The sequence below is a fragment of the Gallaecimonas kandeliae genome (assembly GCF_030450055.1).
Classification (GTDB): domain Bacteria; phylum Pseudomonadota; class Gammaproteobacteria; order Enterobacterales; family Gallaecimonadaceae; genus Gallaecimonas; species Gallaecimonas kandeliae.
The window spans coordinates 1,144,154-1,161,528 of sequence record NZ_CP118480.1 but is presented as its reverse complement, the minus strand read 5'-3'; the positions used below and the strand labels follow the sequence as shown (position 1 = coordinate 1,161,528).

At 61.3% G+C, this 17,375-nt stretch carries 17 protein-coding genes; all 17 read right to left on the bottom strand.

Features of this window, described 5'->3' with window-relative positions; genetic code table 11:
* Positions 1-22 precede the first annotated feature (22 nt).
* The 17 genes from PVT67_RS05645 to flgE all read right to left on the bottom strand — a co-directional run bounded on the left by PVT67_RS05645 (position 23) and on the right by flgE (position 17,362).
* Complete coding sequence (locus PVT67_RS05645) at positions 23-961, bottom strand: GNAT family N-acetyltransferase (protein WP_301498731.1); 939 nt, start codon at positions 959-961, stop codon at positions 23-25.
* 42 nt (positions 962-1,003) lie between these two features.
* Complete coding sequence (locus tag PVT67_RS05640; RefSeq protein ID WP_301498729.1) at positions 1,004-1,687, bottom strand: class I SAM-dependent methyltransferase; 684 nt, start codon at positions 1,685-1,687, stop codon at positions 1,004-1,006.
* Positions 1,688-1,710: 23 nt separating this feature from the next.
* Positions 1,711-3,879, bottom strand: a complete 2,169-nt coding sequence (locus PVT67_RS05635; protein ID WP_301498726.1) for a motility associated factor glycosyltransferase family protein — start codon at positions 3,877-3,879, stop codon at positions 1,711-1,713.
* A 12-nt stretch (positions 3,880-3,891) separates the two neighbouring features.
* Positions 3,892-4,215 (bottom strand): flagellar protein FliT, encoded by a 324-nt coding sequence (gene fliT / locus PVT67_RS05630; RefSeq protein ID WP_301498724.1) that lies wholly within the window; start codon positions 4,213-4,215, stop codon positions 3,892-3,894.
* Positions 4,216-4,217: 2 nt separating this feature from the next.
* Positions 4,218-4,640, bottom strand: coding sequence for a flagellar export chaperone FliS (fliS, locus tag PVT67_RS05625; RefSeq protein WP_301498722.1), 423 nt, complete (start codon positions 4,638-4,640; stop codon positions 4,218-4,220).
* A gap of 30 nt (positions 4,641-4,670) precedes the next feature.
* Entirely contained in the window at positions 4,671-6,047 is a 1,377-nt protein-coding gene (fliD, locus tag PVT67_RS05620; protein ID WP_301498720.1) for a flagellar filament capping protein FliD, read from the bottom strand.
* Between the two features lie 26 nt (positions 6,048-6,073).
* Positions 6,074-6,475, bottom strand: a complete 402-nt coding sequence (locus PVT67_RS05615) for a flagellar protein FlaG (RefSeq protein WP_301498718.1) — start codon at positions 6,473-6,475, stop codon at positions 6,074-6,076.
* A 73-nt stretch (positions 6,476-6,548) separates the two neighbouring features.
* Positions 6,549-7,364 (bottom strand): flagellin N-terminal helical domain-containing protein, encoded by an 816-nt coding sequence (locus PVT67_RS05610; RefSeq protein ID WP_301498716.1) that lies wholly within the window; start codon positions 7,362-7,364, stop codon positions 6,549-6,551.
* 186 nt (positions 7,365-7,550) lie between these two features.
* Positions 7,551-8,369, bottom strand: a complete 819-nt coding sequence (locus PVT67_RS05605; RefSeq protein ID WP_301498714.1) for a flagellin N-terminal helical domain-containing protein — start codon at positions 8,367-8,369, stop codon at positions 7,551-7,553.
* A gap of 80 nt (positions 8,370-8,449) precedes the next feature.
* On the bottom strand, positions 8,450-9,667 hold the full coding sequence (gene flgL, locus PVT67_RS05600) for a flagellar hook-associated protein FlgL (RefSeq protein WP_301498712.1): 1,218 nt from the start codon (positions 9,665-9,667) through the stop codon (positions 8,450-8,452).
* Positions 9,668-9,670: 3 nt separating this feature from the next.
* Complete coding sequence (gene flgK / locus PVT67_RS05595; protein ID WP_301498709.1) at positions 9,671-11,674, bottom strand: flagellar hook-associated protein FlgK; 2,004 nt, start codon at positions 11,672-11,674, stop codon at positions 9,671-9,673.
* On the bottom strand, positions 11,674-12,621 hold the full coding sequence (gene flgJ, locus PVT67_RS05590; RefSeq protein ID WP_301498707.1) for a flagellar assembly peptidoglycan hydrolase FlgJ: 948 nt from the start codon (positions 12,619-12,621) through the stop codon (positions 11,674-11,676). Before flgJ ends, flgK begins: the two co-directional genes overlap by 1 nt.
* Positions 12,618-13,703 carry a flagellar basal body P-ring protein FlgI gene (locus PVT67_RS05585; RefSeq protein ID WP_336407808.1) on the bottom strand — a complete coding sequence of 362 codons (1,086 nt, stop codon included), beginning with the start codon at positions 13,701-13,703 and terminating at the stop codon, positions 12,618-12,620. Before PVT67_RS05585 ends, flgJ begins: the two co-directional genes overlap by 4 nt.
* A gap of 8 nt (positions 13,704-13,711) precedes the next feature.
* Positions 13,712-14,383: a flagellar basal body L-ring protein FlgH gene (gene flgH / locus PVT67_RS05580; RefSeq protein ID WP_301498705.1), complete on the bottom strand. Its 672-nt coding sequence runs from the start codon at positions 14,381-14,383 to the stop codon at positions 13,712-13,714.
* Positions 14,384-14,392: 9 nt separating this feature from the next.
* Positions 14,393-15,181, bottom strand: a complete 789-nt coding sequence (gene flgG / locus PVT67_RS05575; protein WP_301498703.1) for a flagellar basal-body rod protein FlgG — start codon at positions 15,179-15,181, stop codon at positions 14,393-14,395.
* A gap of 10 nt (positions 15,182-15,191) precedes the next feature.
* Positions 15,192-15,938: a flagellar basal-body rod protein FlgF gene (gene flgF / locus PVT67_RS05570; RefSeq protein WP_301498701.1), complete on the bottom strand. Its 747-nt coding sequence runs from the start codon at positions 15,936-15,938 to the stop codon at positions 15,192-15,194.
* A 107-nt stretch (positions 15,939-16,045) separates the two neighbouring features.
* Entirely contained in the window at positions 16,046-17,362 is a 1,317-nt protein-coding gene (gene flgE / locus PVT67_RS05565) for a flagellar hook protein FlgE (RefSeq protein ID WP_301498698.1), read from the bottom strand.
* Positions 17,363-17,375: the final 13 nt, after the last annotated feature.

The following is a 17,375-nucleotide window of genomic DNA, read 5'->3' as shown; positions in this document are numbered from 1 at the left end:
CGGGCATAAGGGGCATTACGACTCAGCGGGCCAGTGCCAGGCAAAGCCAAGGCTGCAACTCTCCGCCGAAGCCGCGTTTGAACAGCCCTATCTGCGCCAGCTTGGCGTCACCTTCGCCGGCAAAGGCGATGGGCCCCATGTCCATGGTCTGGCAGCCACGGGCCATGGCCTGCTGCAGCCCCAGGTACAGAGGATAGTGGGAAATGGGCTGGCTGAACCGTTCCCTGTCGTAAACACCGACCCCGTAGTAAGCGCTGGCGGCACCACAAAGGAACAGGGAGGCGGCCACCAATTGGCCGTCGAGGTCGGCGAAGATGGCAAAGGCCTCATCCGCCGCGATCAGCTGCTGCTGGGCCTGCCAGGACAGCTTGGAACGGGTGGCGCGCCCGGCGACTTGCTCGTGGAAGAGGCGAAAGCGCTCCATATCGCCTTCGGCGAGGCTGGTCGCATCCACCAGCCGTGTCGCCAGGTGTTGCTGCCCCCAGCGGATGGCCTGGCGGTAGCTCTTGCGCACCCCGGCCCAGAGCGCCCCTTCGTCGCTGAGGACTATGCCTTGTTCGAACTGCAGCCGGGGCTTGGCGCCGGCATCGAGCAGCGCCGTAGCGATGGGATCCGGATCCGCTGCCGGCTGCTGGTAATCCACTGTCCTGGCCTGTGCCATCAGTATCAGGAAGGCCTTGGTCAGCAGCCGCTCAGCCTCTTGACGCCGGGCAGGAGCCAACCCCGGGGCCAACAGCAACCGGGCACTACCGCCGAAGTAGCCAAGGGCGCCGTCGTCCATTGTCGCCAGCAAGACCCCGGCCAGTTGGCCCTGGTGCAGCACTGCCTGGCTGTGTTCGATGAAGGGGCGCTGGAAATAATGGCGATAGTAGAGGCGATGCCCCGACGACCAGAGTGACGAGCAGGCCGGCCAGGCCCGCAGTGCCGGCCAATGGTCCTCGGTCAGGGGGATCAGTTCCACGGTCCCCTCCTGGTTCGGGGCTCTGGGTTGGACAACAGCATGTCAGCCCTTGCTGGCCGTCAGCACCAGGTATTCCACCTGCTGGGCCTGCTGGCCATAACTGCGGACGACCTTGTCAACGGCGATATCCACTAGGCCAGCCTGTGCCGCCAGCAGGGCATACCCGTCGGCGCTGAGGAAAGCGGTTTGGCCGTTGCTCGCCAGGGGATAGCCGGCGGGAACCTCGGTCAGGGTCACCCCATCCAGGCGCGGTACCTCGGCGGCGAAGGCGCTGGAACCCTGGCCCAGATGGTAGGAGAAGAAATGGCCGCCGGGCTTGAGGCAGCGCTTTACTTCCGCCAAGACCTGGGCGTGTTGGGCCAGGGTCAGGTGCTGCATCGACACCACATCGAAGATGGCATCGAAGCTGGCGTTTTCATAGGGCAGCGCCGTCATGTCCCCCTGATCCAACCTGGCCGACACCCCCCAATCATCGAGCACCTGGCGACAAAGGGCCAAACCGGAGGGTGCGTAGTCCAAGCCGTAGGCATCGAAACCTTCCCGGGCGACCATCCAAAGGTTGGCGCCAGAGCCACAGCCCAGCTCCAGCACCTTCACCTGGCTACGTTCAGCAGCCGGCAGCCGGAAAAAACGACCAGCCAAAAAACCGATCAGGGCGTCGTTGGGATAACGGCGCTGGGACTGCAGGCCTTTGGCCTGGTAAAGGTTCTCAAACACATTGGCCATCACGGATCCTCGCTGTGCCCCCCTCAGGAGGCTTCCCCTTCGTCGGTCACCAGCCAGTCGTTATATCCCTCCTCCAGTGACAGGCTGTTGGGACGCTGGTAATGGGCCTTGTAGTGGCCGGGAATGGCCCTAATATAGTCCAGGTAGATCTGCTTGAGTTCGTTATAGGCGGCCACGCAGCGCTGATCCTCGGTGGGCGTGTAGAGCACCCGCACCAGCACCGCATGGTAGTAGAGCATGCTGCCTTCGAACAGCGAGTTCAGATAGGGGCGCCCGGCGCGGATCTCGTCCCGCAGGCGCTCCATCACGCTTTCCATCTGCAGCGAGCCGGCCCTGCGGCTCGTCACGTCTGGCTCGAGGATAGCCAACAAGGCCTCGCACAGGGGCTCCACCCATTGCGGAGACAGGTACTCCCAGTAGGGCTTTTCGAAGCGCCGCGCGCCCTCGCCATCGACGTTGAAGCTAGCAGCAAAATCCAACACTCCGGCCTTGTCGAGGTTGTCAGCCAGCAGCACATCCTCTTGATGGCAAGGGATGGCGCCGCGGATCAAGGCCCCCTCGCCGAGGTTGAAGCACATCAACTCCGGGCGGCGCTTGAGCAGCCGTTCGATACAGATGCGCGACAGGTTGAAAAAGGCGTTGGTGATCACCTCGCCGCCGAAGTTCCCCGGCACCACGTAGTCGTCGGTCTCCTGGTAGATACCGCGGTCGTCGCCGTTGGCCTTGTAATAGACGCTGTGCACCGAGTGGTGGTTGCCTGAGCGCTGGTGGCCAAGGTCGACACCGAACAGGTAGAGGGTCCTGAAACCCAGGGCATGGGCCATGTATACGGCGGTATTGGCCACCGTCGGGTTGATATGCAGGGCGGCCTCGAACCGATCGGTGAAGCCAGGAATGCTCTCCAGGGCATCGGTAGCCGGCTCGCCGTGCTTGGGCGCCATTATCGCCTTGCGGAACTTCTTGAACACCTCGGGATGCACTGTGCCGGGGGCCAGCAGGACGCGCTCCCGCAGGAACTCCGGGTCCTTGATATCATCCAGCAGGCCGGCGATGGGATAGGTCCTTTCCTGCTCGCAGTGGAAGTCCGGCTTGATGCCGTACTTTTTCAGGGCGCGCAGAGAGGTACCGCAGGAGATGACGATGGCCTTGTCCTGATGCTGGCGGATGAAGTCGGCATGGCGGTCCAGGGAAGGACCGTTACCGCAGATGAACACAGGGACGTTCCTGAGCTTGCCATCGGTCTTACCGGCTATCTTGACGAAAGGAATGTCGCCGTGGAGGTTGTGTCCCTGGTGGGCTATGGACATGACGGCGTCATCATAAAAGCCCCAGCCCATGCTCAACTCGTAATAGCGGTGCTTGTAATGTTCCAGCAGTTCGGCGATGGCCTTGGTCTGGTAATGGACAAAGCCATAGGTGGAGATGATGTTGTAGCGACCCCGGATGGTGCTGTCGTTGAGATGGGCTTCGAAGAACTCTTCGGCCTCTATCCCCAGGTTGAGCTGCAGCGTTCCGCCCCGGGCATCGATCAGCGGCAGTATATGGAACCAGGCAGTGGTGAAGAGGCTGGCATAGAAGATGTCCAGATCCGGCTCGATGATATAGAGGTGGTGGATGTCGTGGTTGGTGGCGAACAACTCCACGTGAAAGCCCAACCCCATGCCGAAGATCAGCAACATGCCGATATCCTTGGGCAGGCGTTCACCGCCGACATTGTCGTCGACGAACTTGTCGGAGGCGGTCACCAACTGGTTCAGAAACTCCACATGCATGAAGCCCATGGGGTTTTCGTCGGTGTACTGGATCCGCGAGCTGGACAGTTTGGGGGCGAGGCAATACTCCTCGTACTGGCACAGGGCTGTGGTGAAGGCCGCCTGGGGATAGACCAGGGCCCCGGACTCGATATCCCTAAGGTTGGGCAGGCCGTCGACGATGTCGATATGGTAACGAACAGGCTGGTAATCCAACATCGCCTGGTGAACATCGGGGAAATAGTGTTCAAGGATGGCCATGTTGCGATGGTAATGGCCCAGCAGGTAGTCGTCGTCACAGCCAAGCAGGCAGAGCCTGTCGGCGACCTTCTCGTAGCTGGTCGAATTCTCCTGCTGCCTGTCGACAATCCCCTTGAGATGGCTGATTTTCTCTTCCAGGTCGCGGATCGTCTCTTCAATCAATGGCAAAGTGTCGGACATGTTCCACCCTGTTCATCTAAACTGCGTCAGATTTTTCATGTACTTCTTGATCGCCTTGGAACTGCGGCTCTGCCTTTGCAGTTGGACCTCGACGGCGTCTTTCGCCTGCCTCAGAGCCTGCTCTATGGCCTCATCGGCAGCCAGCAAGCGCTCGGCCAAGACGCGGAAATCCGTCACGCGGTCTTCAGTCAGTGCCGCCTGGTGAAGCTGTTCTAGAAGTGATTGTCTTTTTGCCAGCAGCTCGGAATGCTGCTGCCACTGCTCACCCTGGAAACTGGCTGACAACAGCGTTTCCAGGGTGCAGATCTCGGAATGCAGGGCGTCGAAAGCCGCCATGGTCAGGAAGAGGCTTTCTGACGCAGCTTTTCCAGTCCCTCTTGCTTGTGCTCCTGGGGCATGTCACGCCAGGCATTTCGCAAGGGAGTGAAGAGTTCAGTCAATTCGTCGAAGGCCGCAATCTCACGGGAAGCGCTGGCTTCAAGGAGTTTTCGGGACATCAGATCGTAGAAGTTGGAGAAGACTTGGGAAACCTCAGGCTCGCTGTCGAAGTCCAACACCCCCTGCAGGCCGCTGATCAGGGAGACGGCGCTGTTGATGGCCTTGGACTTGCCCTGGATATCATTGCGCTCAATACATCCTTTGGCGACCGCCATCTTCTCCAGGACGCCATTCATCAGCATCAGGATCACCTGGTGCGGATCGGCCTCCAACAGACGTGCGTCCATGTCTGCACCCTGGTACTGCCGGATGTTCGTTCTCATGGGGTATCCCCTTTCACGTTGTCAGCTTGATTAACCGCTGCTGGACACCGACGGTAAGGACTTGAGCGCGCTGGTCAAATAGTCCCCGGTTGACTTGTATTGGGCCACTACCTGATCCAGGCCGTTGAACTTCTCTCTCAGGGTCTGCTCAAGGTCAGCCATCCGTTGAGTCAAGTCATCGCGCTGTGTGCTGATGTTGGCCAGGGTGTCGTTCAAGGACGTCTGCCGCTGGTCAATAGCGCCATTGGATTCAGTATAGGTAGTCAACACGCCGTCAAGCGTCGTGGCAAGACCATTCGAACCTGCAAAAAGCTGGCCAAGTTGGGAGATGTTGTTGTTGATGGCGTCGCTCAGGCGCTTTTCCCCGGAGGGGCCGCTGCCAAGACCATAGGAGAGGATCTCCAGGTGGCCATCGTTACTAAAAGTGACACCGGCCTGGTAGAGGTTGTTCAGGCTGTCGGGCTGGCCGCTGACAACGCCCCCCAGCAGCCCCTGCACCTGGGAGCCCAACTGGCGAACCAGGGGGTCGAAAGCCAGCTCACCGTTCTTCGGATCACCAACGCTATTGAGGGTGTCCTTGAGGCTGTTGTAGCCGTCGACGAATTCCTTGACCAGATCGGTCACGGCGCCGGTGTCGCGGCTGATATCCAGGGTATTGGCACCGGTAGTCTGCTTGGTAGCCGTAATGGTGACGCCCTGGATGGCATTCTCGTAGGTATTGGTGGAGTTGGTGATCACAGCGCCATTGACGGTGATCTGACCGTTCTGGGCAGCCTGTGCCGTCGTCAGGTTGGTGGACAGATCCGCCAAACTGGCGTCGCCACTGGAGGTCACCGTCAATTGATTGGCACTGCCGGTGGTGGCAGAGGACAGTACCAGCTGAGAGCCAGCATCGCTGTTGATGATGTTGGCAGTGACCCCGATGCTGCCTGTCGCGGAATTGATCTTGTCGCGGATGTCGGCCAGGGTGTCGGTCGACGTGACCGCCACATCGACACTGTTGCTGCCCACAGCGAAACTCAGAGTACCGCCGGTACCGAAGGTGGTGGAGGAACTGGCGAAATTGGTGGAGTCCAATCGGCTCCCCTGGGCCAACTGCTGAACCTCTACCTGGAAGCTGCCGTTGCTGGCATTGCTGGTCGTGACCGAGAAAGCACCGGTGTCAGGGCCGCTGATATTGACGGAAGACTGGTCGAAAGACTTGAGGTCGGCGAGCTTCTTCACCGTCGCCTGGAAGCTGGCCAAGGCGGACTTCAGTTTACCGATGCCGGACAATTCGGTATTGGTATCAGCCTCCTTGTTGTTAAGGATGGCCTCCTGGGGCGCCTGTTCCGCATTGACGTAGACTTGGATGATACTTTCCAGGTTAAGGCCCGAGCCTATACCTGCGTTGGTGATCGTAGTCATTACCTGGCCTCCTTCTTTTCGACCGCTCAGGCCTTCTTATCAAGAAATATGCCGATCTTCTGGCCTAACTCGTCTTGCAGTTCCTTGATCTTCTCTGCGGTTTTCAGGACTTCCTCGGCCGGGATCTGGCGAATGACATCCTTGGTCTCGGAGTCAATCACTTTGACAACCATGGCTCCCGAGGATTCATCCACTGAGAAGTTCAAGTTGTAGTTACGGAAGTTCACGAAATCGGCAAGGGTTTGCACCGCTTCGGACACAGTCTTCCCCTGATCCTTTTGTGACGGGTTAGCTTGCGCCTGGGCGTTGCCCTTGTCCTTCGTCTGCGGTTGCAGCTGCGGCTGAACCGGCAGGCCATCGCCTGAAAGCGCCGGAGCCTTGGGGGTATCCTGTGGGGCGACCGGCGTGATGCTAGTGAGATTGGTCATCAATTTAACTCCCTCTCAAGCACAAAAGGATGGTACCAGAAGGCACCATCCTTTATTCAGCTTACGTCACGAATTAACGCAGCAGGGACAGGGCGATCTGAGGCTGCTGGTTGGCTTGGCTCAGCATGGAGCTGGCGGCCTGTTGCAGCACGCTGTTACGAGCCAGAGTAGCAGTTTCTGCCGCGTAGTCAGCATCCTGGATACGTGAACGGGAAGCGCTCAGGTTCTGGGAAGTGTTGGTCTGTGAACGGATCACCGAGCTGAAGCGGTTCTGGGTGGCACCCAGGGTAGCCCTGTTGGTGTTGACGATGTTCAGTGCACAGTCCACAGCGGCGATCTGGCTCTGAGCGGCATCAAAGTTGGCAATGCCGGTACCCAGGCCCACACCGGAGTGGCCGAAGCTCTGGGTGATGGAGATGGAGATGGTCTGGGAGACGTTGGCACCGATCTGGAAGTTGGCAGAATAGCTACCGTCCAGCAGGTTCACACCGGCGAACTGGGTCTGGCCGGAGATACGGTCCAATTCGGTGGACAGCTGGCCATATTCGTTGCTCAGTGCTGTACTGTCAGCGGTGCTGTTGGAGCCGTTGGAGGCCTGCACAGCCAGGGTCCGCATCCGCTGCAGGATGTTGGTATACTCATCCAGGGCGCCTTCAGCGGTCTGGGCCAGAGAGATACCGTCGTTGGCGTTACGTACACCCTGGTTCAGACCGTTGATCTGAGCGGTCAGACGGCTGGAGATCTGCAGACCGGCGGCGTCGTCCTTGGCGCTGTTGATGCGCAGGCCTGAGGACAGACGCTCGTAGCTGGTGCTCAGCTCGTCAGTGGAACGAGCCATTACGCGCTGTGAGTTCAGGGATGAGATATTGCTGTTAACGAACAGAGCCATGGTTAAGTCTCCTCGGTAATTCAAGATAGGCGTAGTGACTTGGCTTTTGCCCTGGCTCACCGGCCCGACACATTTTGTTCACCTCCTGTATCGTCGTCGCCGCAAGAAACTTTTAGAACGTTTAGTTATAAAAAACTCAGAAAAAAACAAAACCGCCAAAAGGCGGTTTGTTTCAAATGGTTAGACTTAACCTTTGAGCAAGGAAAGTGCCATTTGCGGCTGCTGATTAGCCTGGCTCAGCATGGAACTGGCGGCTTGTTGCAGCACTGTGTTCTTGGCCAGCATAGCAGTTTCGGCGGCGTAGTCCGCATCTTGGATACGTGACCGGGAAGCGCTCAAGTTCTGGGAAGTGTTGGTCTGTGAACGGATCACCGAACTGAAGCGGTTCTGAGTGGCACCCAGGTTCGCCCTGGTGGTGTTGACGACGTTCAGGGCGCTGTCGATGGCCGCCAGCTGGCTCTGGGCCGCGTCGAAGTTGGCGATGGAAGTCCCCAGGCCGACACCGGTGTGACCGAAGCTCTGGGTGATGGAGATGCTGATGGTCTGGGAGACGTTGGCACCGATCTGGAAGTTGGCAGAATAACTGCCGTCCAGCAAGTTCACACCGGCAAACTGGGTTTGGCTGGAGATACGGTCCAGTTCGTCTGAGAGCTGACCGTATTCCTGGCTCAGCGCCGTACTGTCGGCGGTGCTATTGGAGCCGTTGGAGGCCTGAACCGCCAGGGTCCGCATCCGCTGCAGTATGTTGGTGTACTCGTCCAGCGCCCCTTCGGCGGTCTGTGCCAGGGAAATGCCGTCGTTGGCGTTGCGGACAGCCTGGTTGAGGCCGTTGATCTGGGCCGTCAGACGGCTGGAGATCTGCAGGCCAGCGGCGTCGTCTTTGGCGCTGTTGATGCGCAGGCCGGAAGACAGGCGTTCGTAGCTGGTTTGCAGTTCATCGGTTGAACGTGACATCACTCGTTGCGAGTTCAGTGAGGCCACGTTGGTGTTCACAAATAGTGCCATGATCCTCTCCTTCAAATATTGCTTGACTGATCAGCGCAACGAACTGCGCCACGATCTTTCAAAAGCAAACACTGTGCCAATTAATTTACGTAGTTGAACAAACTCAAAGAATTCACCAGGTGGAAGCCGGAATAAGCTGCTTGCATCACCGTCTGCTGCTGGGCCAGCTTCGAAACCGCTTCACCTATGTCCACTTCTGCTATGTCAGCCCGGGTTTGCTTGGTGTTGACCTCGGCTGCTTCGGCGGCGCTCTGCAAGGTGTCGATGACATTGACCCTACCGCCTATGGTTGCCTGGCCTCCTACCACGCTGTCGTAGGTCTGCTGGGCACCCCCCTGCACGGCGGCGGCAGCCGCTTGCCGCTGATCCGGCGTCAGACTGTTGTCACGCAGGCTGGCGGCATAGCTGGTCAGGGCGTTGAGGATGTTGTCCTTGACCGGCGGTTGCAGTGTGATGTCTGCCGCCGCGCCAGCGGCGCCGCTCAAGGTGATGTCCATGCCGTTGAAGTTGATGGCCTGGCCCGGCACGTAGTTGCCGCTGGCCAGCACAGTGCCGCCGCTGTCGGTTACCTGATAGCTGTCGGGCGCGCCGGCAACGGTGGTGACGCTAAAGGTATTGCCAGGGGCGTTATTGGGGTCGTAGTTGGCTCGATAGAAGGCCTCGAACTGGCCGCTGTCAACGACCTGAGTACTGACGGTGCCGGCCCCCGCCGTCAAAGTTCCGACGGCACTCAGGGTCGGCGCCAAATTGTCGAAGAGGTCATAACCGGGGAAGTTGGCGTCGATGGCCACGGCCCCAGCCACTTGGACCTGCTGTTTGCCCTGATCTCCCTGGTAGACGTAGCTGCCGTTGATCAGCTGGTAAGGCGGTGTGCCTCCCTCGTTGCCGGAGAAGATGTAGTCGCCATTGGCATCGCGGGTGTTCATGGCGTCCATCAGCTGGTCGCGCAGCCCTTCCAGCTGCTGGGCCAGGGCATCTCGATCGTCTGGGCCGTTGGTGCCGTTGTTGGCCTGTACCAGGAGGGTACGGATGCTATTGAGGGTATCGGTCATGCCGGACAGGGTGGTCTCGGCAATCCCCAAACGCGACTTCAGGCTATCGCCGTTGTTGCGGTACTGCTCCGAGGTGGTCAGCTGCTCGTTGAGGCGCAGCACTGTGCCGGCACCGGCCGGGTCATCCGACGGTTGCAGTATCCGCTGTTGGGTGCTGACCTGGTCCCTTAGCTTCACCAGGGACTCCTGGCTGCCCAGGATGCTGGTCAGCCCCGATTGGAAGATCATCTGGGTCGATACACGCATGGCTTAACCTATGGCTTTCAGCAGGTTGTCGAAAACGCTCTGGGCGGTGGACAGGATCCGCGCCGTGGCACTGTAGGCTTGCTGGAACTGGATGAGGTTGGCGGCTTCTTCGTCCAAGTTGACCCCAGACACGGCCTGCAGCCGCCCCTGGCTCTCGTCATGCAAGGCCTGGGCAGCCTCCTGCTTGACCTTCATGGAGCCGGTCTTGTCCCCCACGTCCGTGACCATGGCGGCAAAGGCCGCCCCCAGGCTTTGGCCGTCGACGGTCGCGGCGCCGGCGGCGCTGGTGCGCACCAGGTCAGCATTCTGCAGCGCCGCCAGTTTGAGGCCGTTGCTGTTATCGGACTTGGCGGTCATGACGCCGGTGGCGCTGTCGAGGTTGGCGTTGAGGCTGAAACTGTCCCCTGCCGCCGGTACCCCGCTCAGCTTCATCGAGAAGCCGTAGTCCAGGGGCGGTGCCGGTATGGCGGTATTGGGATCGTAGGCAGTGGGGCCGCCAATGGTGGCACCGCTCTGGTCATAGAGCTGGTACTGGCTGGCGCTCAGGAAGACGATCTTGCCCGGCGCCGTGCTGTCCAGCAGGGGCGGCGGCGTGGCGCTGAAGCCTGAAGTGGCGGCGTCGGTATTGGTCACGCTTAGGGAAGACAGCTTGGCGGTGCCCAGGTTGTCGGTGCCTTCGTCGACACGGATAGGCGATGCCAAGGCCAGTTCCTGGGGCCTTTCCATGAGCATCTGGATCTGGGAGGCTGCGTCCCGGGTCGGCTTGAGTTCGAAGGTATCGCCGGCGGCAAAGGCGCCAGGAGGCGTGGCCGCCGCCAGGTTCAGCTGCAGGCCGTCAATCACCGGCGGCTGGGCCGGCAAGGTGCCTGTGACCGAGGTGCCGCTCAGCTTGCCGTTCTCGTCCAGGGGCTGGATCTCGTAGTCGGTGGCGCTGGTAAAGACGATGCGGTAATCCTGGGAAGTCAACTGGGTACCGTCGGCAACGGTGGCCGTCACCTGGTGGTTGGGACTGGAGTTGCCGGCAAAACCGTAGGCGGTAGCGGTAGGCAAGCTGAAGATGTCCCCCCCCAGGTTGCCGTTGAGATCCAGGCCCAGGTGTTGCTGCTTGTTGAAGGCGTCACACATGCTCAGGGCCATCTGCCCCAACTGGCGCTGGGCCGGCTCCAGCAGATCCCGGCGGAACTGGCCAAGTCCCCCCAGCTTGCCGCCGACGCTGTCAGCATCGACGTCAAAACTCTGGGTGCCCAGGGTGACCGACAGCTCCAGGCGGCGCTGCTCGGGGTCGCCGGGAATGGCCTGCACTGTGGCGCGGCTATCAGGCAATACCAGGGCCTGGCCGTTGGCCATGGTAACGTTGACGGCGTCACCGTTGGCCGGAGTCACCTGCACGTCCATCAGCTCGGAGAGCTGGCGGATATAGTCGTCCCGCTGGTCCAGCAAGGTAGAGCGCTGGCTGTCGTTCTGGTTGTTGCCAACGGCGCCCAGTTTCTGGTTCAGGGAATAGATGTTACCGATCAGACCGTTGGCCTGGTCGGCATAGGTGCTGATCTGTTTGTTGACTTCGTCCTGCTGGGAGGCGAACTGGTCGGCCTGGCGCTGGTAGGTGGCCAGCATGTTGCTCATCTCGGACAGGGCCAGGCTGCGGTTGGGCAGGTTGCTGGCCTCGTCGTTCATGCTGTTGACGCGGGAAAAAAGGGTGGCGATGCCGGTGCCAATGCTGGTGCTGGCATCCCCCAGCAGCTTGTCGGTGCGGTTGGCCTGATCCAGGTAGGACTGGGCAAAACCCAGGTTGCTGGAGTCCTTGCGCAGTTGGCTCTGGGCGAACTGGTCCATCAAGCGGTTGACGGTAACCTGATCGACGCCCCCCATCACCTCGGCCGTAAACTCCACCCGCTGGCGTGAATAGCCCTGGGTGTTGACGTTGGTGATGTTGTTGCCTGTGGTGTTCAGGGCGATCTGGTTGGCGTAGATCCCCGACACACCTATGCGCATCATTTCATTGGACATTACCGGCTTCCTTCACTCAGCGCGGGGTGTTGGAGTACCTGGAGGATCTTCCTGGCGTACTGGGGATCCGTGGCATAACCCGCACCCTGCAGCTCTTGCAGGAAGCGTGCCGGTTCTTTGGCCCACTTGAGGGCATCTTGGTAACGGGGCGAGGCCTTCAGCAGCTTGGCGTAGTCGCTGAAGCTGGCGGCCAGGTCCGGATAGGCCTTGAACTGCGCGGTCTCACGCTTGGGTTGGCCACCGTCGTATTCCAGGGTGCTGGCCTGGACCTTGGCGCCCTGCCAGTCGTCGCTGGCCTTGATGTTGAAGAGGTTAAGGCTGCTCTTGCCGTCGCTGCCCTTGAGGATCTTCTGGCCCCAGCCGGTCTCCAGGGCCGCCTGGGCCACCAGCACGGCCGGGCTGACCCCCAGGGCGGAGGCCGCTTGCCGGGCATAAGGCAGCAGGCTGCTGACAAAAGCGGTGGGGCTGTCAAAATTCAGACGCGCCGGCGCGCCCTTGGCGTCCGCCGCCGTAGTGTCGGCGCTGCTGGCTTCCGGGGACTGGGTCTTGGCCGCTGCGGCATCGCCGGCCTTGCTTGCATCGGCCGGTGCCGCCGGCGTTTCCACATGGCGACTGACCCCTATGGCCGAGGCCGGCATCAGGGTCTTGCCGTCGGGCTTGAGCTGCTTGGCGATGAGTTTCGCCAGGCCCAGGCCACCTTCGGAGGACAGCTGCAGGGCCAGCTGCTGGTCCTGCATGTCGCGGTAGAAGGACATGGTGGAGGAATTGAAGGGGCTGTCTTTCTCGAAGACGGCGTTGGCCTCACGCATGCTTTTGAGCAGTTGGCGCACGAAGATGGACTCGAACTGCTTGGCCGTCTCCATCAGCGCCTTGTCGTCGTTCTTCTGGGCGCCCTGGCGCAGCTTGTCCAGCCCCGCTATGTCGGTAAAGAGCCCAGGCCCGTTCATATGACGATCAACTCCCCGGACAGGGCGCCGGCCTGCTTGAGGGCCTCGAGGATGGCCATGACGTCAGAGGGAGCCGCCCCCACCTGATTCACGGCCCGCACCAGATCCTGCAGCGTGACGCCGGGGTCGAAGTAGAACATCCGGCCCTGGTTCTCGGTGACCTGCACATTGGAATTGGGCACCACCACCGTCTGGCCCTGGCTCAGGGCGTTGGGCTGGCTGACCTGGGGGTTCTCGGAAATGGTGATGGTCAGGCCGCCGTGGGTGATGGCCGCCGGTTTGAGCCGTACCTCGGCCCCCACCACTATGGTGCCGGTCCGGGAATTGACGATGATCTTGGCCGCTTCGGTAGCCGGGTTGAACTCCAGGTTCTCCAGGGTGGACAGGTAGCTGACCCGTTGGTCCACGTCGCGGGGCGCCCGCACCTGTACCGATGCGGCGCCCAGGGCCTTGGCCACGCCTGGGCCCAACAGGTTGTTGATGGCGTCTTCCATGCGCTTGGCGGTGGTGAAGTCGGCTCTGTGCAGGTTGAAGGTGATGAAATCGGAGTTGGCGAAGGGCGAGGCCACTTCCCGTTCCACTATGGCGCCGCCAGGGATACGGCCGGCGGTGGGGGTATTGCCCACTATCTTGGAGCCGTCGGCCCCTTCGGCGCTGAAGCCGGAGACCAGCAGGTTGCCCTGGGCCAGGGCATAGACCTGGCCATCCACCCCTTTGAGGAAGGTCTGCAGCAGGGTGCCGCCGCGCAGGCTCTTGGCCGAGCCCACGGAGGAGACGGTGATGTCGATCTCCTGGCCAGGCTTGGAAAAGGGCGGCAAGGTGGCACTGACCGCCACCGCCGCCACGTTCTTGATGTTGGGGCGCTGGCCGGTCGGCATCTGGATGCCGAAATTGCGCAGCATGGAGGCGAAGGACTGCTCGGTGAAGGGGCTCTGCTCACCGGTGCCGGGCAGGCCCACCACCAGGCCATAGCCGATCAGCTGGTTGTCCCGCACCCCGGCCACCGAGGCCAGATCCTTGATCCTTTCGGCCTGGACGGAAGCGGTCAGCAGCAATGCCAAAAACCACAGGCGTTTCATCATCTTGCTCCTCAGAAGGGCCAGAGCGGCGAGTTGAAGAAGCGGGTCAGCCAGCCCTGCTGCTGGATGTCGGCAAAGGCGCCGGTGCCGGAGTATTGGATACGGGCATTGGCCACTCGGGTGGAAGAGACGGTGTTGTCGGCGCTGACGTCATCGGCGCGTACCAGGCCGGTAAGGCGGATGAACTCCTCGCCGTTGTTGAGGGTGATCCACTTCTCGCCGCGCACCATCAGGGCACCGTTGGGCAGCACCCGGATCACGTTCACCGAGATGGAGCCGGACAGCTGGTTGGCCTGGTCGGCGTCGGACTGGCCCTTGAACTCGTTCTTGCCATCGATGCCCACCCCCAGGGTCTTGCCCTTGATGGTGATGGGGGCACCCAGCACTTCCGGGGCAGGCAGATCCACCTTGGAGTTGCGCTTGAGGTCGGTATTGGCGGACTTCTTGGCGCTGGTGCTTTCCTGCAGCAGTATGGTGATGATGTCCCCTACCCTGGCGGCCTTGCGGTCGGCATAGAGGTTCTGGGCGCCGGCGTCGTAGAACATGGAGCCGGTGGCCGCCAGCGGCTTCTCGTCGTAGGCCGGCAGCACAGGGGCATAGTCCGGATCGTCGGGGATAGGCTTGGTGCCATAGCTGGCACAGCCCCCGAGCATCAGCAACACCATCAAAGCCAGGCTACGCATGAGGCCTCCTTACAGCTGGTTGTTCACGTAACCCATCATGTCGTTCACGGCGGAGATGACCTTGGAGTTCATCTCGTAGACGCGCTGGGTCTGGATCAGGTTGACCAGTTCTTCGGTCACGTTGACGTTGGAGGTCTCGAGGGCCCCCTGCTGTATGGTGCCGAGGCCATCGAGGCCGGCCACGCCCTGCTGGGGGGCACCTGAAGCGCCGGTTTCCTGGAACAGGTTCTGGCCCACCGGCTCCAGGCCCTGGGGATTGACGAAGTTGGAAATGTTGAGCTGGCCCACCACTGTGGCCTGGGCTTGGCCGGGCAGCTGCACCGACACTTCGCCGTCCGTGCCGACCGTGATGGACTCGGCGTTCTGGGGAATGCTGATGGCCGGCTGCACCTCATAACCGGAGCCGGCGGTGACCAGGGTGCCCTGGTCGTTCAAGGCGAACTGGCCGTTGCGGGTGTAGGCGATGTTGCCGTCGGGTTTGAGCACCTGAAAGAAGCCGGGGCCTTCGATCATCATGTCCAGGCTGTTGTCTGTGGTCAGGCGGTTGCCCTGGCTGAAGGTCTTCTGGGTGGCGGACACCTTGACGCCCGTGCCCAGCATCAGGCCGGAGGGCATCTGTGTGTTCTGGGAAGACTGGCCGCCGGGCTGGTGGATCTTCTGGTACAGCAGATCCTCGAACACGGCCCGGCCCTTCTTGAAACCGACGGTGGAGGCGTTGGCCAGGTTGTTGGAGATCACCGAGATGTCGGTCTGCTGGGCATCGAGGCCGCTCTTGGATATCCACAGGGCAGAATTCATGGGTTACTCCTTAGCTCAAACGCAAGAGGTTGTTGTCGGACGCGTCCATGTCTTCGGCGGTCTTCATCATCTTCATCTGCAGCTCGAACTGGCGCTGCAGGTCGATGAGGGCAGTCATCTCTTCCACCGGGTTGACGTTGGAACCTTCCAGGGCGCCCTGTACCAGCCGCACGTTGGCGTCGGCCTGGGCCTGGGTGCCATCTTTTTGACGAAAGAGACCGTCTTCCCCCTTGTCGAGGTTGCGCACATCGGGGTTGACCAGCTTGATGCGGCCCACCACTTCCATGGCATTGGACGGTGCCCCCTGGGGCAAGACGCTGACAGTACCGTCGCCGCCGATCTCCAGCTTGTTGTAGGGCAGCGGCACGGCGATGGGGGCGTTGTTGTCACCCAGCACCAGTTCGCCCTTGGCGGTTTCCAGCAGGCCGGTCTCGGACAGCTTCAGGTTGCCGGCACGGGTATAACCCTCGGTGCCCTTGGCACCTTGCACCGCCAGCCAACCGTCACCTGCCACCGCCACATCCAGGGCGCGGTCCGTGGTCTGCAGAGGACCGGCCTCGAAGCGTTGGCCTGGCCTTTCACTCATGGCGAAGACGCGGGTCGGCAGGCCTTCGCCGTAGGCCTGCATGGCGCGGGCCTGGGCAAAGTCGGCCTTGAAGCCGGTGGTCGTGGCGTTGGCCAGGTTGTTGGCGCGGGCCGTCAGGGAGTTCATGTCCTGGTTGGCACCGCTCATGGCCAGGTAAAGCAGCCGGTCCATCTGTCGGTCCTCTGTCACCTCGGGGTCTATGGCTTAACCAAATGCAATTGCAGTGCCAAAAAAGAAAGCCCGCCGGATGGCGGGCCTTTTCAGCGCTAGGAGGGGCCTTAGCGGATCTGCAGTATGTTCTGCTGCAGGGTGTTGGCCACGTCGATGGCGCGGCTGTTGGCCTGGAAGTTGCGCTGGGCGCTGATGAGGTCCACCAGCTCCTGGGTCAGATCCACGTTGGAGGATTCCAGGGCGCCGGAACGGATGTTGCCGAAGGTGCCGGTACCGGCCTCACCGGCCAGGGGATCGCCGGACTCGGTGCTGGCTTTCCAGTCGGTGTTGCCGGCCTGGCTCAGGCCCTGTTCGTTGGCAAAGCGCACCATGGTCACCCGCCCCAGGGGCTCGGTGGTGCCGTTGGAGTAGGAGGCGCGCACCAGGCCGTCGGCCCCCACTTCCACCCCGGTCAGGCGGCCCACTGTCAGGCCATCCTGGTCGATGGAGTTGACGGTGAAGGCGTCGGCGTACTGGGTCTGGTTCTGGTAGTTGATGTCGATGGTCTGGTTGGCATCGGCACCGTTGGTCAGCACGCTGCCGAGGGCGGCGGTGGTGATGGTGGAAGGCACAGTCGGCGGCGTGCCGGGCTGGCCAGAGGTGTCGAAATTCAGCTGGTAGCCGTTGTAGCTGGTGCCGCCTGCGTCAGTGTAGGTGTAAGGCGGGGCACCGGCGTTGGCGATGCTGGTGGGCTGGCCGTCGACGAAGGCAAAGGCGGCCCAGGTGTTGGGGGCTGCAGCCGCCGCGTCCTTGACGTAGTAGGTGGTCATGGTGTGGGACTGGCCCAGGGAGTCGTACACCGTCACGGAAGTGGCGTTGTTATAGGTACTGGAGTCCTTGGGATCGAACTTGGTGACGTCGTAGCCGCTGTCGCCGGCCGGCAGGTTCAGGTTGATGTTGACCTTGGAGGTGGCCAGGGGCGTACCTACGGAGTCCGGTACCTGCAGCGACTGGGCGGTGGACAGGGCGGCGGAGGCGGAGGTGCCGTCGGGGTTGACCGGGAACACCTTCAGGTAGTTGCCCTGGTTGTCCACCACGTAGTTGTCTTTGTTGAGCTTGAAGTTACCGGCGCGGGTGTAGACCAGGTCGCTGCTGTTGACGTCGCTGCTCAGGGCAAAGAAGCCGTTGCCGTTGATGGCCAGATCGAAGGTGTTGTTGGTGAACTGCATGGCCCCCTGGTGGAACTGCTGGGCCACGCTGGAGGTCACGGCGCCGTCACCCACTTTGGTCTTGGGGTTGGAGAAGATGGAGCTGGCATAGACGTCGGCAAACTCGGCACGGGACTCCTTGAAGCCATAGGTGTTGGCGTTGGAGATGTTGTTACTGGTGACGTCCAGGTCTTTCTGGGCCGCGTTCAGGCCGCTCAGGGAAATATTGAATGACATGACTCTTTCCTCT